The sequence below is a fragment of the Orenia metallireducens genome (assembly GCF_001693735.1).
GTDB classification, from domain to species: Bacteria; Bacillota; Halanaerobiia; order Halobacteroidales; family Halobacteroidaceae; genus Orenia; species Orenia metallireducens.
This window is the reverse complement of sequence record NZ_LWDV01000010.1, coordinates 636,348-651,924: the sequence shown is the minus strand read 5'-3', so window position 1 is coordinate 651,924 and position 15,577 is coordinate 636,348. Positions and strand designations below refer to the sequence as shown.

Sequence of the window (15,577 nt, the reverse complement as noted above, 5' to 3'; positions counted from 1 at the left end):
TTTAAGACTTTAATATTAGAAAAGAAGGTAACCATAGCTATGGTTACCTTCTTTTTTTAGATACATATTTAAAGTTATACTATAGGTTTGTTACTCTAGAATTTAAATATAAGATTATATGGGTATATTGCGACAGTTTTCATACCTCACCCTAGCCCTTCAGGGTTTAGCAACCCTTCATACAAAACCAGTCTCTCCTATTCTTAGGAGAGGGAACAAAATAAAAATCTAATTCCCCCTCTCATTAGATAGGGAGAGGAGGTTAGGGGGTGAGGTCTGAGATTTTGAACTTAATTGTTAACTGTCAACCGTCAACTGTACACTAAAGTAGAAACTGTCGCATTATCTATCTATTAAGACATATTTAAATTGTTTGGTTATAATCATTAAGAAATCTTAATGACTAGTTGTTGCTTTAAAGGTATTGTAAATTTGTTCTATAATATCATAGTACTATCATTACATAAATATTAATAATTGGGTTATTAGGAGGAGGGATATTGAAAAGAATAATATTATTTATTATGATTTTGAATTTAATATCTATAATTATTATTCCAACTTTTATCATGATTTCTTTGAATATATTTAAAGCTAATCAATATAAAATAGATATTTATAATACTAGGACAGAAGATTATATGGAACTGGACTTAGATGAGTATCTGAAAGGAGTAGTTGCTGCTGAGATGCCAGCTAAATTTGAGATAGAGGCTTTAAAGGCTCAAGCTGTAGCAGCTAGGACATATACCTTAAAAAAAATAAAGTCTAATAAATTAACTACTGACAGTAATCGTGATCAAGCTTGGTTATCTAAAAAGGAGCTAAAAGAGAGATGGGGAAATAAATATATCTTATACTGGTCAAAGGTATCAGCAGCAGTTGAAGAGACCAAAGGGCTAGCATTATTTTATGAAGATGAGTTAATTAGTGCAGTATACCATTCAAGTAGTGGAGATTATACAGAAGATGCTATAGCAGTTTGGGGTAACTCTGTACCTTATTTACAGAGTGTACCTAGCTATTATGAAGAAGCATCCCCTTATTATAGTAAGCAGAAGTTTTATTCAATTAATGATATCTGTCGTGTATTAGATCTTGAAAGAAATGATATAGATAATATTAATATACTTAAGAGAAGCTCTGGTCATAGGGTATTAAGGTTAAAGATGGGAAGAAAAATATTTTCTGGTAAAGAATTAAGGCAGAAGCTAGGTCTACCTTCAACTAACTTTAGTGTTAAAAGGGAAGGTGAATTTTTAAAGTTTAAAACCTCTGGATATGGTCATGGGGTAGGTATGAGTCAATATGGTGCTAATGGAATGGCCAAGAATCAATATGATTTTAAAGAGATACTGTTACATTATTATCCAAATACACAACTAAAAATGTTTTGGTAATTTATTAATTATATGTATAAAAGACTCACTTCTGGATACCATAATTTTGGAGGTGAGTTTTATGAGTAAAAAATTTGAAAAATGGCCCTTTTCTATTATTTTAGACAAAAAGAAAATTAAGTTAAAGGATAAGGTTAAAGGCTTAAAGTCATGGAAGTGGATTTATCTAGTTGTAATCATCTTTTTTATGGTCTTAGGTGGTATGTATGCTTTCTATCAAGAGAATTATTTTTCCTTAACAGAAGAACCACATTTTGAAAGAACAAGTGGTCAAGAGAAGGAAGCAAGGGTAGAGATAATAGATGTTAAAGAGGATTTAGATAATTATAAGTTAGATAGGGAAGAGATTACTATACCTTCATCACTAAAAAATACTGAAGAAAATAGTGTTAAACAAGAAGATATTCCTGCTATAAAGGTTATAGCTAAACCAACAAGTATTGAAACTTTTGGTAGTTTAATTAAACCTATTGATAGTAATATTATCTTGTCTTGGAATGAACCCTATAAAGATAGGGTTTTAGATGCTTGGAAGTTTAATAGTGGGGTGGACTTTAAAGCTGAAATAGGTACTAAGATTAAGGCGGTTCAAGATGGGATAGTAGAAGAGATTATTAAAGATGATTATCAAGGGACAACTGTTATTATTAAACATAATGATACTTTCAAAACCTTATATGGAAATTTACAGAATATTTATTTAGAAGAGGGAGAAAAAATCAGTACAGGTCAAGCATTAGGTGAAGTTGGTGATAGTGGATTAAGTGATGAGAGTAAATTGCACTTTGAAGTAATTAAAATAGAAGATGGGCAAGAAAAGAGAATATCTCCATTACAATATTTAAAATAATTTACTTTTTTTAGAATATTTGTCCTCCTTAATATCATATGTATATATTAAGATTTGAACTTTTAAGGAGGACAAGTTAATGAAAGATTATATTCACCGTAGAGTAATGGAAGTTTCTGAGTATATAATTGAAACCAAAGCAACAGTAAGGCAAGCTGCTAAAGTATTTGGGGTTAGTAAAAGCACTATTCATAAGGATATTACTGAGAGGTTAGATAAGATTAATCCTCAATTGGCTGATGAAATTAAAGATATTCTAGAGTATAATAAATCAGAAAGGCATTTTAGAGGTGGAGAGGCTACTAGAAAAAAATATCTAAAAAAGAAAATATCTAAGTAATACAGAGGGGTTGGTAATTATACCAATCTCTTTTTTTTTAAATTAAATTAATATAAAGGATTTTTGCTCTAAATGTATAATTCATTAAATAAGGTTAATCCAGAAAGGGGGGCTTTATATGATAAGAGGTTTATACACATCTGCAGCTGGTATGGAGAATGCTTTATTAAAGAATAATACCATCTCTAATAATTTAGCTAACATCAATACACCAGGATATAAGAAGCAGATAACAATTGAAAAATCTTTTTCTAACAAACTATTAAATAAAATTTATAATAATGTTACTACTATAGGAAAAGTTGGTACTGGAGTAGGGATAGATAGAATAGCCAATGATTTTAACACAGGTAGTTTTAAAGAAACTGCGAATACCTTTGATTGGGCAATAAAGGGTGAGGGGTTCTTTGCTATTCAGACTCCACAAGGAATAAGATATACTCGCAATGGTAATTTTACGATAAATAATCAAGGACAAGTTGTTACTCAAAATGGTCATTTAGTTATGGGTGAAGGTGGTATACTACAGATTCCTAATGGAGGTAAAGTCAATATAGATGACAATAATATAGTGGTTGATGGCAAGGCCTTAGGTAGGGTTCAAATTGTAAGTTTTGCTAATAAATCAGGATTGATTAAAGAAGGAGATACATTATTTAGAAGAGGACCAGAGGTTGGTGGTACATTTAGAGCTACAGGAGAGATAGTACAAGGTTTTTTAGAGGAATCTAATGTTAGTGCTGTTCAGGAGATGATCAAAATGATTGATAATAGTAGAGTATATGAAGCTGACCAGAAGGTAATTCAAGCTCATAATGATACTTTGGGTAAGGCTGTTAATGAAGTAGGGAAGGTATAGTAGTTAAGTGATGAACAAGTTATTTAAAAGATATTTTTGAATTGAGATATTTATATAGAAATTATTATTAAGGAGTGAATAAAGATGATTAGATCATTATGGAGTGCTTCATCAGGAATGAGAGCTCAACAACTTAATATGGATACAATCTCTAACAACTTAGCAAATGTTAATACTAATGGGTTTAAAAAATCTAGGGTAAGCTTTCAAGATTTGATGTATCAAACTTTACGCCAAGCAGGAACACCAAATAGTCAGGGTTCACAGGTACCTACATCTATAGAGGTTGGACATGGTGTCCGTCCAGCTGCTACTCAAAAACTATTTGGACAAGGTAGCTTAACAAGTACAGAAAATCCCTTAGATATAGCAATAGAAGGTAATGGTTTCTTCCAAGTTGGATTGCCAGATGGAACTATAGGTTATACTAGAGATGGTTCTTTTAAACTAGATAGTAATGGTCAGGTAGTAACTTCAGATGGTTACTTACTACAACCTGTAATTACTATTCCAGCTAATGCTACAGAGATTATGATTAATGAAGAAGGGATGGTATCATATCTAGAACCAGGAAATGATGCTCCTCAGGATGCTGGACAGATTGAGTTGGTTAACTTTTCTAACCCAGCAGGATTAACAAGTATGGGTCAGAATATCTTTAAAGCAACAGGTGCTTCTGGTGAGGCTATGATTGGTATACCAACTCAAGATGGCTATGGGTCTATTGCTCAAAGATTTTTAGAGAGTTCAAATGTTAAGGTTGTAGAAGAGATGGTAGATATGATTGCTGCACAGAGAGCTTATGAAATTAATTCTAAAGCCATAAAAGCATCTGATGAGATGTTACAACAAGCTAACTCACTAAAAAGATAGGGGTTAAACAATGAGAAATAAAATAACAGTTGTAAGTTTGTTTTTATTGTTCTTGATAATGAGCACAGGTGTTTTAGCTGTTAATAATAGGATAGTTATTCCTAATAAGGTTAAGGTAAGGGAAGTAGATGTTAAATTAGGTGATATTGCTTCTATAAGTGGAGATTCTACTTTTCAAAATAAAGTAAAGAATATTATTTTAGGACAAGCACCTTTACCTGGATATCAACGGATCATTTATCGGGATGAAGTAATTTATGCTCTAAGGGCTCTAAAGATTAATTTAACTCAAGTAAATCTTAATATACCTTATCAATTTACAGTAGTATCAGATTATAAAGAGCTATCTATTAATAGCTTAATTGATTTAGGTAAGGATTATATTTATAATTCTTTACCTTATAACCAAGAAGAGATTAAGGTGGATGTAATAAATCCACCTCAAGATTTGATGGTACCCTATGGTGATTTGAAATTAGAGATAGGTGAATTTTATCAGGGTAATTTAGTAGGGACTACTACTATCCCTATTGAAATAGTAATTGAAGATGAGGTTTATAGAAGGGTCTATATCCAATATAAGGTAGGAGTTTTACAGAAAGTCTTTGTTGCAAAAGGACCAATTCAAAAAGACCAATTGATTAGTGGTGATTTATTTGAAGTAGAGGAAAGGTTAATTAATACATTAAATCACCAATTTATTGATATCAATACTGATTTAAATGGTAAGAGAATGAAGATACCTTTGGATATGGGACGTCCTTTATTAAAGAGTATGGTAGAGATGCCACCTCTGGTAGAGAGGTGGAAGGAGATAACTATCATTGCTAGAGTTGGTGGTGTTGAAGTGACTACTACAGGTAAGTCCTTACAGCAGGGTCACCTTGGTGATACAATTAAAGTCCAGAACATAAATAGTAGGGAGACAATTAAAGCCAGGGTTATTGCTAAGGATACGGTAGAAGTCCTTATCAATTAAAGGGGAGTGAAATAATGTTTAAACAGGGATGGTTTATTAAAGGTATATTATTTATGCTATTAAGTGCTTTGCTCCTAATAAATAATAATGTTCAAGCTACTTCTTTATGGAATGATAATTCTGAATCAATATTTACAGATGATAAAGCTAATCAAGTTGGAGACCTTTTAACTATAATTATTAAAGAAAGTACTACAGCCAGTCAACAAGCCAGTACTGATGCCTCTCAGAGTAGTCAGGCTAATGTAGGTGCTGGAAGTGGTATTTTAAACTTTATTAAAGCTTTTGGTGTCAATCAAAGTGATACTAATAGTGCTACAGGTTCAACAAGTCGTAGTGGTAGCTTAGATACTAAGATAACGGTACAGATTGTAGAAATCTTACCTAATGGTAATTTTAAGATTAGTGGTAAAAAGCATATTACTATAAATAGTGAAAAGCAAGAGGTAGAGATGACAGGAATTGTAAGACCAAATGATATTAATGCTGATAATACAATTGATTCGACCTATGTTGCTAATGTTAGTATTAATTATGAAGGTAAAGGAGCAATTGGCGATAAGCAAAGACCAGGTATTATCAACCGTATTTTAGATTGGTTCTTCTAGGGAGAGAGGATAAGATGCAGAAGATAAAGAGCTTTTTTTATATGTTATTAATTATATGTTTTTTTAGTAGTTCTGTTTTAGCCCTAACCCCTGATCAAGAGAGTATTAATGATCCTTTAGTAAGGATTAAAGATATTACTAGAATTAAAGGGGTTAGAGATAATCAACTAATAGGTTATGGTCTGGTAGTTGGTTTAAATGGAACTGGTGATAGTAAGAGTAGCCAGTTTACAGTACAGTCAGTAGCAAATATGTTAAGTAATTTCGGCATAATGGTAAATCCTGGAGATTTGGGTACGGACAATGTTGCGGCAGTTATGGTAACAGCTACTTTACCTCCTTTTGTTCATGAAGGAAGTGAAATTGATGTTACCTTGTCTTCCATTGGTGATGCTGATAACTTACAAGGTGGAACCTTATTAATGACTCCATTACATGGACCAGGAGGTAATGAAGTTTATGCAGTGGCACAAGGACCTGTTTCTATAGGTGGTTTTAATGAAGGTGGTGGCGGAAATCAAGTGAAGCAGAATCATACTACAGTAGGTAGAGTTCCTAATGGAGCTTTAATTGAGAAGGAAGTTCCTATGAGTTTTACAAATAATAAGCATATTACTTTGGTTTTAGCCAACCCTAATTTTGCTACTGCACAGAGGATTTCTGATGTGATTAATGGAACCTTTGGATATACTCCACAAGGTGGCTATTATGCTCAGGCTATTGATGCTGGTCAAGTTGAGGTCAAAGTACCTAATTATTATGAGAATAAGGTTGTTAATTTTATCTCTAGACTTGAACAATTAGAAGTTAGACCAGATACAGAAGCCAAAGTTGTTATTAATGAGAGAACAGGAACAATTGTTATGGGACATAATGTCCGTTTATCAAAAGTTTCAGTAGCCCATGGCAATTTAACAGTAACTATTGCAACTCAAGAGAATGTAGTTCAGCCAGATCCTTTTACAGATGGTCAAACTGAGGTAACTGAAGAGACTGATATTAATGTAGCAGAAGAAGATAGTAGATTAATGGTTTTACCAAAGGGTTCAAGTATTTCTGATGTAGTTAAGGGATTAAATGCTGTGGGTGCAAGCCCTAGAGATATTATTGCTATTTTACAAGCAATTAAACAAGCTGGTGCATTACATGCTGAATTAGAAATTATGTAAGGTTGTGATTATTTATGAAAATAAATTCTGATTTTTCTCTTAACCAATTACAAATTAAGCAAAATAATTTAATTGAGGCAGAGAACAAATTTAAAGGTTTATTAGCTAAAAAAATAGATAAATCTGGAGAAGGTAATGATAAAATAGCAGAAGACGAAGAATTAAGAAAGGTAAGCCAAGACTTTGAGGCTATATTTGTAAATATGATGTTTAAGCAGATGAGAAGTTCTGTCTTTAAATCTGGTCTATTAGATGGTGGAATGAGTAGAGAAATTTTTGAAGATATGTATTACAATCAAATTTCTAAATCTGCTGCTGAGAATAATGAATTAGGAATAGCGGAGATGATTTATCAGCAACTCAGTAATAAATCATAACTAATACCTATATTTATATAAATATAGGTAAAACTAGATAGTAAGGTATTGGTCTTATAAGAAGGGATGGGATTTTATTGCGAATAACCTTAAAGATAATTGCTATATTGCTACTATGTATTACTCTGTCAAATATAGCTATAGCTAAAACAGAGATCATGTCGTTATCAGAGGTTAGACCTGGGATGAAGGGTACAGGAAAAACAGTATTAAGAGGTAACAAGATTGAAGAGTTTGATGTAGAGGTTGTTAGTGTATTAACAGATCAACCTGGTCAAGATTTAATTTTGGTTAAGACAAGTGGAGAGGTAATAGATAGAACTGGTGGAATTGCTTCAGGAATGAGCGGGAGTCCAGTCTATATTGGTGGAAGATTAATTGGAGCAGTAGGCTATGGGTGGCAATTAGCTGACCATAAGATTGGTATGGTAACTCCAATAGAAAGCATGTTAGATATCTTTGAATTGGATAAAAAAAGAGAGATTAAAGATGTTATAGATTTAAAAGAACCAATTAAAATAGGCGATAGAGAGTATAAGAGAATATATTTTGCTGAAGATTCTCAAGAAGTGGATGATAGGGAGGCTATGGTGGCTACTCCTGTTTCTACTCCATTAATGGTGAGCGGAATAAAGGGTAGAGCTAAAGATAGATTGGCTGAAAGTCTAGAAGGATATGAGTTAGTCCCAATTAATGGAGGAGGAGTATCCTCTTTAGAAGAAGATACTAATTTAGAACCAGGAAGTGCTGTGGCTGTACAATTAGTCAGAGGAGATATCAATGTATCGGCCATTGGAACAGTAACTTATCGTGATGGAGATAAGATTTTAGCCTTTGGACATCCTTTTTTGTCTAAGGGAAGTGTGAATTATCTATTATCTTCAGCCTATATTCATCAGATGGTGACCAGTATTAAGATGCCGTTTAAGCTTGGTTCACCAGGGAAACTTAAGGGAATTATTACTCAAGATAGAACTGCTGGAATAGCAGGGAAGGTAAATGAATTTCCTAATGTAGTCCCTTTAGAAGTTAATGTTTTTGATCATGATTTAAATAAAAAAGAGGTATATAATTTACAGATAGTACAGAGTGAAGATTTAATAGAAGGGTTGGCTTCTTCTGCAGTATTGCAAGTAATTGATAGTACCATCGACCGAACAGGTGAAGGAACAGCTAAAGTAAGTATAGAGATTTTGGGCAATAAATTACCTAATAATATTATCAGCTTAGAGAACTTATACTATAGTCCTAATGATATTGCTGCTACATCTTTAAGTGATTTTCTACAAAGCTTAAGTCTAATTCTTCATAATCCTTTTACAAAGGTAAACCTAGCTAATATTAAATTTAATATTGATATTGAAAAAAGGGCTAAGGTTGCTTTGATAGAAGAGATTAAATTAGATAAAGAGCAGGTAGCACCTGGAGAAGAGGTAGAAGCTGAGATAACATTAAGACCTTACCGTGAAGATTTAATAACTAAGAAGGTTAAAATAGAGATACCACAAGATATTGAAGATGGAAAATTAGAGGTACATGTTTTTAGTGGTCAGGAAGCTAACTTGAATCGCTTTACACCACAAGAAGAGGAAAAGAGTTCAAAAGCTAACAATATTAAGAGTTTAGATGAGCTAATAGAGGTTTATCAGCAGCAGAATAAGAATAATCAACTTGTAATTGAATTAAGGCCTTCATATACGCCGCCAAGCAATATAGAGAATTCTGAAGATAAAGCTAAAGATGAAGAAATTAAAGAAGAGAAGTTAGAACTTGCAGAAGAAGTTGTTGATACTAGTTATGTTTTAGAAGGAACATTAATGGAAGAGATAGAGATTATAACTAAAGAAGAAATTAAATAATTACTATAAAAAGCTCCTCGATTAGAGGAGTTTTTTTTTTATGGTAAGATGTTTTAGTTATATCAATAAATAACTGGTAGAATCTATTGCAAGAGTTATTAAAATGTAATATTATTAAATTAGTTTGGATTAGACTGGAGGAAAAAGATAATGAATTTTAAAGTTGTACAGTCTAACAGGGTAAAGGTTATAGTGTTGGCAATATTCTTCTTTATGTTGTCAACTTCATTATATCTGTTATATACAAACCGTAATCTGTTATTTGATAAGGTGAAATATGAAGTTATAAATCTTTTAGATAAGAAATTACAAATGGATATTAAAATTGAAGATGTTAAAATTAAAGGGATAAATAAAATCCTGATTGAAGGAATTATTATTAAGGATGACCATTCTAATAATTTATTAGAGGTTGAAGGGATAGAGGTCAGTTATAGTATTAAAGACCTTATCTTTAAATCATTTAATCCTCTTAAGAGTATTACAGAAGTTAGGGTTATTCGCCCTGATATTATGATTTCAAAAGAGGGAGAGTGGAACTTTAGTTCTTTAACTAATAAATTTACTCCTTCAGATAAAACAGAGGTTAGTACTAGTTTAGAAATGAAATCCTCAATTTATATTGAAGAAGGTAAGCTTGAATATAATACTCCTGAATTTAAGGATAAATTAACTGATATTTCTGGACGAGTTGATTTGGCCAAAGAGATTAAGTTTGATCTAGAAGCTAGATTAAGTTCCTTGTCAGAAAAAATCTTGGAATTAAGAGGAAGAATAAAAGATAAGAGTTATGAAGGAGAGCTTGTTTTTGATGGAATAAAACTATCTAGAATAAAAGATAAATTTGATATTTCACAATTAGAGAATATCAGTTTTAAGGGTGATATAACAGGTAAAGCGGATATTAAAGGGGTATTAGGTAAGATACCTAATTATTCTATTACTTTATATTTAAATGATGGATTTATCTCTAAAGATGATATTGATGTAACAGGGGTAGAAGGTTATTTTGGAATCAATAGATATGGAGTAAAAGTTAATAAATTAGTTGCTAATTATAAAAAATTTCCAATTGAAGTGAGTGGTGAAGTCTTTAATTGGAGAGATTCTCAACTGAATTTAGAGTATAATTTAGCTGATATTCCATTAGAAGAGTTAACAGAATTATTATCCTATGATGATTTACAAGTAAAGGGTAATGCTAAAGTTTCTGGTATTGTCAAAGGAGAACTAATAAACCCTAGTGTAACTGCTAAAGTTATTATGGATAAAGGGTCAATAAAGGGGGCTACTTTGACTGAATTTACTAGTAAATTTTATTACAAGGATAAGGTAGTTAACCTAGAACAATTGAATTTTAAATATGGTAAAGGAAGTGTTAGTGGTAGAGGAACCATAGCCATGGATGAAGGGCTAAACTATATTTTGTCTACTAACATCAATAATATAGATTTGGCTGATTTAGAGGAACTGTTTGATTATCAGTTGGATGGGATAGGACTGATTAATGGAGAGGCTATGGTCTCAGGTGTAGGTTTTGATAAGAATCAATTAAATATTTTGGGGAATGTTACTTTAACAGATGGTTCTGTTAAAGATTATGTCTTAAATAGCTTAGAGAGTAACTTCTGGTTGACTGATGGTAAATTGTTCCTAAATCATACAGAGTTAATCTCAAATGATACTAAAGTTAATTTGGAAGGGTTGGTTACTTTAGGTGGGAAGTTGAATTTATCTTTAAGAGGAAACAATATAAATTTGAAGAAATTAAATACAATTCATCAGATAGAAGAATTAGATGGTATTGTTGATTTAAGTGGAGAGGTAAGGGGAACTATTTCAAAGCCTGATTTTAAAGGTAAATTTATGATTAATAAATTGACCTATGGTAACTTTGATATAGGTGGTACCTTTGGTAATGTTGGTTTTAATAATAATAAATTGAGTTTAGAAGATGTTCGACTGGTTTCTTTAGCAAGTGAGATATCAGGAAGTATAGATTTTGCAAGCAATAAATCTAACATTATCTTAGATACAAAAGAGATTGGGGTAGAGAAGGTATTAGATATTTTAGGTGTTGATTTATCTTTTGCAGGTACTGCTAAAGGTAGAACTATAATCGAATCCCTTTATCCTAAGTTATCTTTAAAAGGAGAGTTGTTGTTAAGTGATGGCAGGATCTATGGACAAAACTTTGATACTGCTAATTTAGAGTATGCTTATAGAGATGGTGAGTTTATTATTGATAACTTAGAGACTAAATATAACAATACTATTTTAGTGACCAATGGAAATTATGCAGATAATTATTTGGAAATTAATTTTAACAGTGATAAACTTAACTTAGAGGATATAGATCATTATAATTTAAAGGAGATTGGTGTAATAGGAGATAGTGAAGTGGAAGGTAGGGTATATGGAAAGGTTCCTAATTTAAAAGTAGTAGCTAAAGTTAAAAGTGATAGTATTAAAGTTAATGGTGCTGATTTAGGTGATATTTCAGCAAAGCTTAGCTACAAAGATCAGCATCTATATCTAACAAATTTATTATTAGAAAGCTTAGAGAATGTATATAAGATGAGTGGAAGTTTGGATATAGAAGAGAAGAGAATAAAAAGTCTGTTACTCAGTGTTGAACAGGGAGATATTAATTATTTAAATCAATTTATACCCTATGATTTAGATTTACCCTATAAATTTGTAGGTCAAGTTAGAGCATCTGGTCCTATGAAGGAGCCAGTAGTCAATTTAGATTTACTACTATCTGATGAGAATAATATTGGATATCTAGATATTAAAGGAAACTATGTAGTTAATGATGATATTAATATTAAATTATTGGCTAAAGAGTTTGATTTCACTCCGATTAATAATTTGGAGTTAATTCCTTATCAGTTAGGAGGGAAGATTAACCTGACAGGTCAACTCACTGGAACTTTAGATAGATTGAATTTCAATTCTAATATAAAGGTAACCGATGGTAAGGTGAATCAGTTTGGTTATGAACAACTGGTTGGTCAAATTAACTTGATAAATGGATATAAGGTTAGTCTAAATCAGACTCTACAGATTAAAGGGAATAATGTAGTAAGGGCTGAAGGTAATATTCCGTTGAATTCATCTGAAGAATTTCACCTTGATTTAGAGCTAGAAGAAGGAAATTTAAGCCTATTACCTTTAATAGTATCTGATATTAAATCAGCCACTGGAAAGGGAAGGGCTGATATACACTTATCAGGTAATTGGAAATCACCTAAATTGACAGGAGAAGCAGAAGTTATGTCTGGGAATATCTCTTATCCAGAAGTATTAGATAGAGATATAAGTAATTTATCAGGAAAACTTAATTTAACAGGAGAAGAGATTATTATTAAAGATGTTAAAGGCCGTTATGGTGAAGGTAGTTTTAATATTAAAGGTGATGTAGCTTTAGATGGTATTAAGCCATTAAATTATAATATCAAGTTTTCTGGAAAGAATATAGCCTTTGAACATGGATTTGTACAAGCTAAGGGTAATGGAGATATATCAATTACGGGTCCTTTTGCTAAGCCTTTAATTAAAGGATCATTACTAGTTCATGATAGTCACATTGATTTAGGCTTGGATTGGCCAACAGCTGAAAAGAGTAATCAAGGTCCATTAGTTCAACCAAGCTTTGATTTGAGTCTTACTCCAGGTAAGAATGTAAGAGTAGGTAATAATAATATAGATATTTTAATTCAATCTGGAAACTTAAATCTAAAAAATGGAGAGCAAGGCTTAGAGTTAATTGGTAGGTTAGAATCTACTAATGGTCAAATAAGTTATTATAATACAGAGTTTGAATTAGAGAAAGGTGCTGCTACCTTTAACAAATATGACTTGATTCCTAATCTACAAGTAAGGGCTATTACAGAGGTAAAGGCTACCCCAGAGATAAAAGCTAGAACTGGATTTAACGATGTTAAAATTTATCTAGATTTAAATGGGATGGCAACTCAGATGGAGCCTAATATTTACTCTAAACCAGAATTAACAAAAGAAGAAATTATTCTCTTATTGACTAGCCAAGGAGGAATTGGAAGTTTCTTAGAGAAAGACTATGAGGGGGCATTAAAAACTGAAGTATGGAGACTTATTGATGAGAATTTACAAATAGAATTGATTTCTAAATTAGAAAAATCTTTTGAGAAATCCTTAGATTTGGATCAATTTAGAATTAAATCAATTTTAAGTGGGGATGTTAGAATAGAATTAGCTAAATTTGTTACAGACAATTTGATGTTAAAATATGATCATGTCTTTGGTATGGAAGAAGAACACACTTATGGTTTTGAGTATCATTTTGGTGCTGGATTTGATAACTTGCTGATTAATGGTCAGTATGATAGTGAAGAAGAGTATCAATTAGGGGTAGAAGCAAGTATTAATTTTTAGATATTTTAGCGAGTTTTAGCAAAGATATTATTTTATTATAATTCTTAATCGTTATGAAATTTGCTAATTTGTGATTAGTTAATTATTTGTGATAAAATTAAAGCAAGGGGGAGTTTCTTATGTGTAAAAGAATAGGAATAATAGTCTTATCTTTCATCTTAGTAATATGTAATAGTGGTTTATTAATGGCTGAAACTACAAATAATAAAAATATTATTACTGCTATTAAAATAGTGGGTAATAAAGAGATTAAAGATGAAGAGATTTTAGATAAGATTAATACAAAGGTTGGCGATGAGATATCAAATCAGAAATTACAAGAAGATATGAAGTCAGTTTTCGATTTGGGATATTTCTTTGATATACAAGTTTCTTTTAAAAATCATGAAGATGGAGTAATGTTGATTTTTGAAGTGATTGAGAATCCTAAATTATCTCAAATAAATATCAGTGGAAATCATGAGGTCTCTACTGAAGAGTTAAGGGGGATTATTGGAATTAGAACAGGTCAATTATTGAATTTAAATGAATTAGAAAAGGCTAAGCAAGAGATTGAGAAATATTACCGAGAAAAGGGATATATCTTAGCCAAAGTTGTAGATTTAACAATTAAAGAAAAGGATCAATTGCATATAACTATAAATGAGGGTAGACTTAATAATATAATCATTAATACTGATGGTAAAACTAAAGATTATGTTATTAGAAGAGAACTTTCTATTGAAGAAGGACAAGTCTTTAATATTGATCAGGTCTGGAAGGATTTAAGAAAAATTTACAACTTAGGTTTCTTTGAAGAGGTAAAGCCTGATTATAAAGCAGTTGATGGTGATCGACAAGCTGTTGATTTAGTAATTAATCTTAAAGAGGGAAAGACTGGTACCTTTAGTATCGGTGGTGGATATAGTTCTGCATCAGGATTAACAGGTTTGATTGATCTAGAGCAGGATAATTTATTTGGTCGTGGACAGAGTGTTAAGTTGAATTGGGAGTTTGGTGGTAAGAAGAATACCTATGAAGTTGGATTTTATCAACCTTGGGTATTTGGAACAAAAAACAGCCTTAACTTTAACTTATATAATACTGTCCGAGAAGATAAAAATGATAATGATGTTAAAGAAAAGGGTGGTAGTATCACACTAGGAAGACCGATTGCTGAAGATACTAAAGCCTACTTGAAGTATAATTATCAAGATAGTGAATATAAAGAAAAAATTGAAGGTGCAGATACAAATACACAGAAATATAAAGATGTAGATGAAAATACTCGAAGTTTAACCTTTAAGACAATTCGTGATACTAGAGATAACTTCTTAGCTCCTAAAGATGGAGGTCGCCAAGAGGTGTCTATTGAGAGAGCTGGAGGTATTTTAGGAGGAGATGCCGATTTCACTAAATATTATACTGATATTCGTAAGTATATTCCTTCTGGAGAGGATAATAATTGGGCATTCCGTCTAAAATTAGGAGGAAGTAATGGTGATTTGCCTGAAACCAGAGACTTTTATTTAAGAGAGACTTTATTGGATGGTGTAAGAGGTTATGACTATGATTATTATAAAGATCAAGAAGGGTTTGAAGGTGACTCTCTATTCTTAACTAATTTGGAATATCGAATTGGTATTGTAGAGAGTATAACAGGAGTCATCTTTGCTGATGCTGGAAGAACCTTTGAAGATAATCAATTTAGCCTAAATGATATAAAATATTCTACTGGACTTGGAATTAGATTTAATACTCCAATTGGTCAGTTAGGCTTAGATTATGGTTATGCTCCAGAAGGGGATGACGGTAATAAGAGTAGTTTTAGCTTTAGAATAGGTAGTATATTCTAGAAGGGAGAT

General features: G+C 31.6%; 12 protein-coding genes. All 12 read left to right on the top strand.

Features of this window, described 5'->3' with window-relative positions; genetic code table 11:
- Window positions 1-500 precede the first annotated feature (500 nt).
- The 12 genes from spoIID to U472_RS14970 all read left to right on the top strand — a co-directional run bounded on the left by spoIID (window position 501) and on the right by U472_RS14970 (window position 15,568).
- Window positions 501-1,400: a stage II sporulation protein D gene (gene spoIID, locus U472_RS15025; protein ID WP_068719552.1), complete on the top strand. Its 900-nt coding sequence runs from the start codon at window positions 501-503 to the stop codon at window positions 1,398-1,400.
- Window positions 1,401-1,461: 61 nt separating this feature from the next.
- Window positions 1,462-2,250 carry a M23 family metallopeptidase gene (locus U472_RS15020; RefSeq protein WP_068719551.1) on the top strand — a complete coding sequence of 263 codons (789 nt, stop codon included), beginning with the start codon at window positions 1,462-1,464 and terminating at the stop codon, window positions 2,248-2,250.
- A gap of 79 nt (window positions 2,251-2,329) precedes the next feature.
- Window positions 2,330-2,590, top strand: a complete 261-nt coding sequence (spoIIID, locus tag U472_RS15015; protein ID WP_068719550.1) for a sporulation transcriptional regulator SpoIIID — start codon at window positions 2,330-2,332, stop codon at window positions 2,588-2,590.
- A gap of 118 nt (window positions 2,591-2,708) precedes the next feature.
- The gene (locus U472_RS17085; protein ID WP_218059086.1) at window positions 2,709-3,449 is read left to right on the top strand and encodes a flagellar hook-basal body protein; all 741 of its coding nucleotides are present in this window, start codon (window positions 2,709-2,711) and stop codon (window positions 3,447-3,449) included.
- A gap of 84 nt (window positions 3,450-3,533) precedes the next feature.
- On the top strand, window positions 3,534-4,322 hold the full coding sequence (flgG, locus tag U472_RS15005; RefSeq protein ID WP_068719548.1) for a flagellar basal-body rod protein FlgG: 789 nt from the start codon (window positions 3,534-3,536) through the stop codon (window positions 4,320-4,322).
- Window positions 4,323-4,332: 10 nt separating this feature from the next.
- Window positions 4,333-5,301, top strand: a complete 969-nt coding sequence (gene flgA / locus U472_RS15000) for a flagellar basal body P-ring formation chaperone FlgA (protein ID WP_068719547.1) — start codon at window positions 4,333-4,335, stop codon at window positions 5,299-5,301.
- A 14-nt stretch (window positions 5,302-5,315) separates the two neighbouring features.
- Entirely contained in the window at window positions 5,316-5,909 is a 594-nt protein-coding gene (locus U472_RS14995) for a flagellar basal body L-ring protein FlgH (RefSeq protein WP_068719546.1), read from the top strand.
- A gap of 14 nt (window positions 5,910-5,923) precedes the next feature.
- A complete protein-coding gene (locus U472_RS14990; RefSeq protein WP_068719545.1) occupies window positions 5,924-7,078 on the top strand; it encodes a flagellar basal body P-ring protein FlgI in 1,155 nt (384 codons plus the stop codon).
- 14 nt (window positions 7,079-7,092) lie between these two features.
- Window positions 7,093-7,455, top strand: a complete 363-nt coding sequence (locus tag U472_RS14985; RefSeq protein WP_068719544.1) for a rod-binding protein — start codon at window positions 7,093-7,095, stop codon at window positions 7,453-7,455.
- 77 nt (window positions 7,456-7,532) lie between these two features.
- Window positions 7,533-9,314 carry a SpoIVB peptidase S55 domain-containing protein gene (locus tag U472_RS14980; protein WP_068719543.1) on the top strand — a complete coding sequence of 594 codons (1,782 nt, stop codon included), beginning with the start codon at window positions 7,533-7,535 and terminating at the stop codon, window positions 9,312-9,314.
- Between the two features lie 150 nt (window positions 9,315-9,464).
- A complete protein-coding gene (locus U472_RS14975) occupies window positions 9,465-13,733 on the top strand; it encodes a translocation/assembly module TamB domain-containing protein (protein ID WP_068719542.1) in 4,269 nt (1,422 codons plus the stop codon).
- A 119-nt stretch (window positions 13,734-13,852) separates the two neighbouring features.
- Window positions 13,853-15,568: a BamA/OMP85 family outer membrane protein gene (locus tag U472_RS14970; RefSeq protein WP_068719541.1), complete on the top strand. Its 1,716-nt coding sequence runs from the start codon at window positions 13,853-13,855 to the stop codon at window positions 15,566-15,568.
- Window positions 15,569-15,577 lie beyond the last annotated feature (9 nt).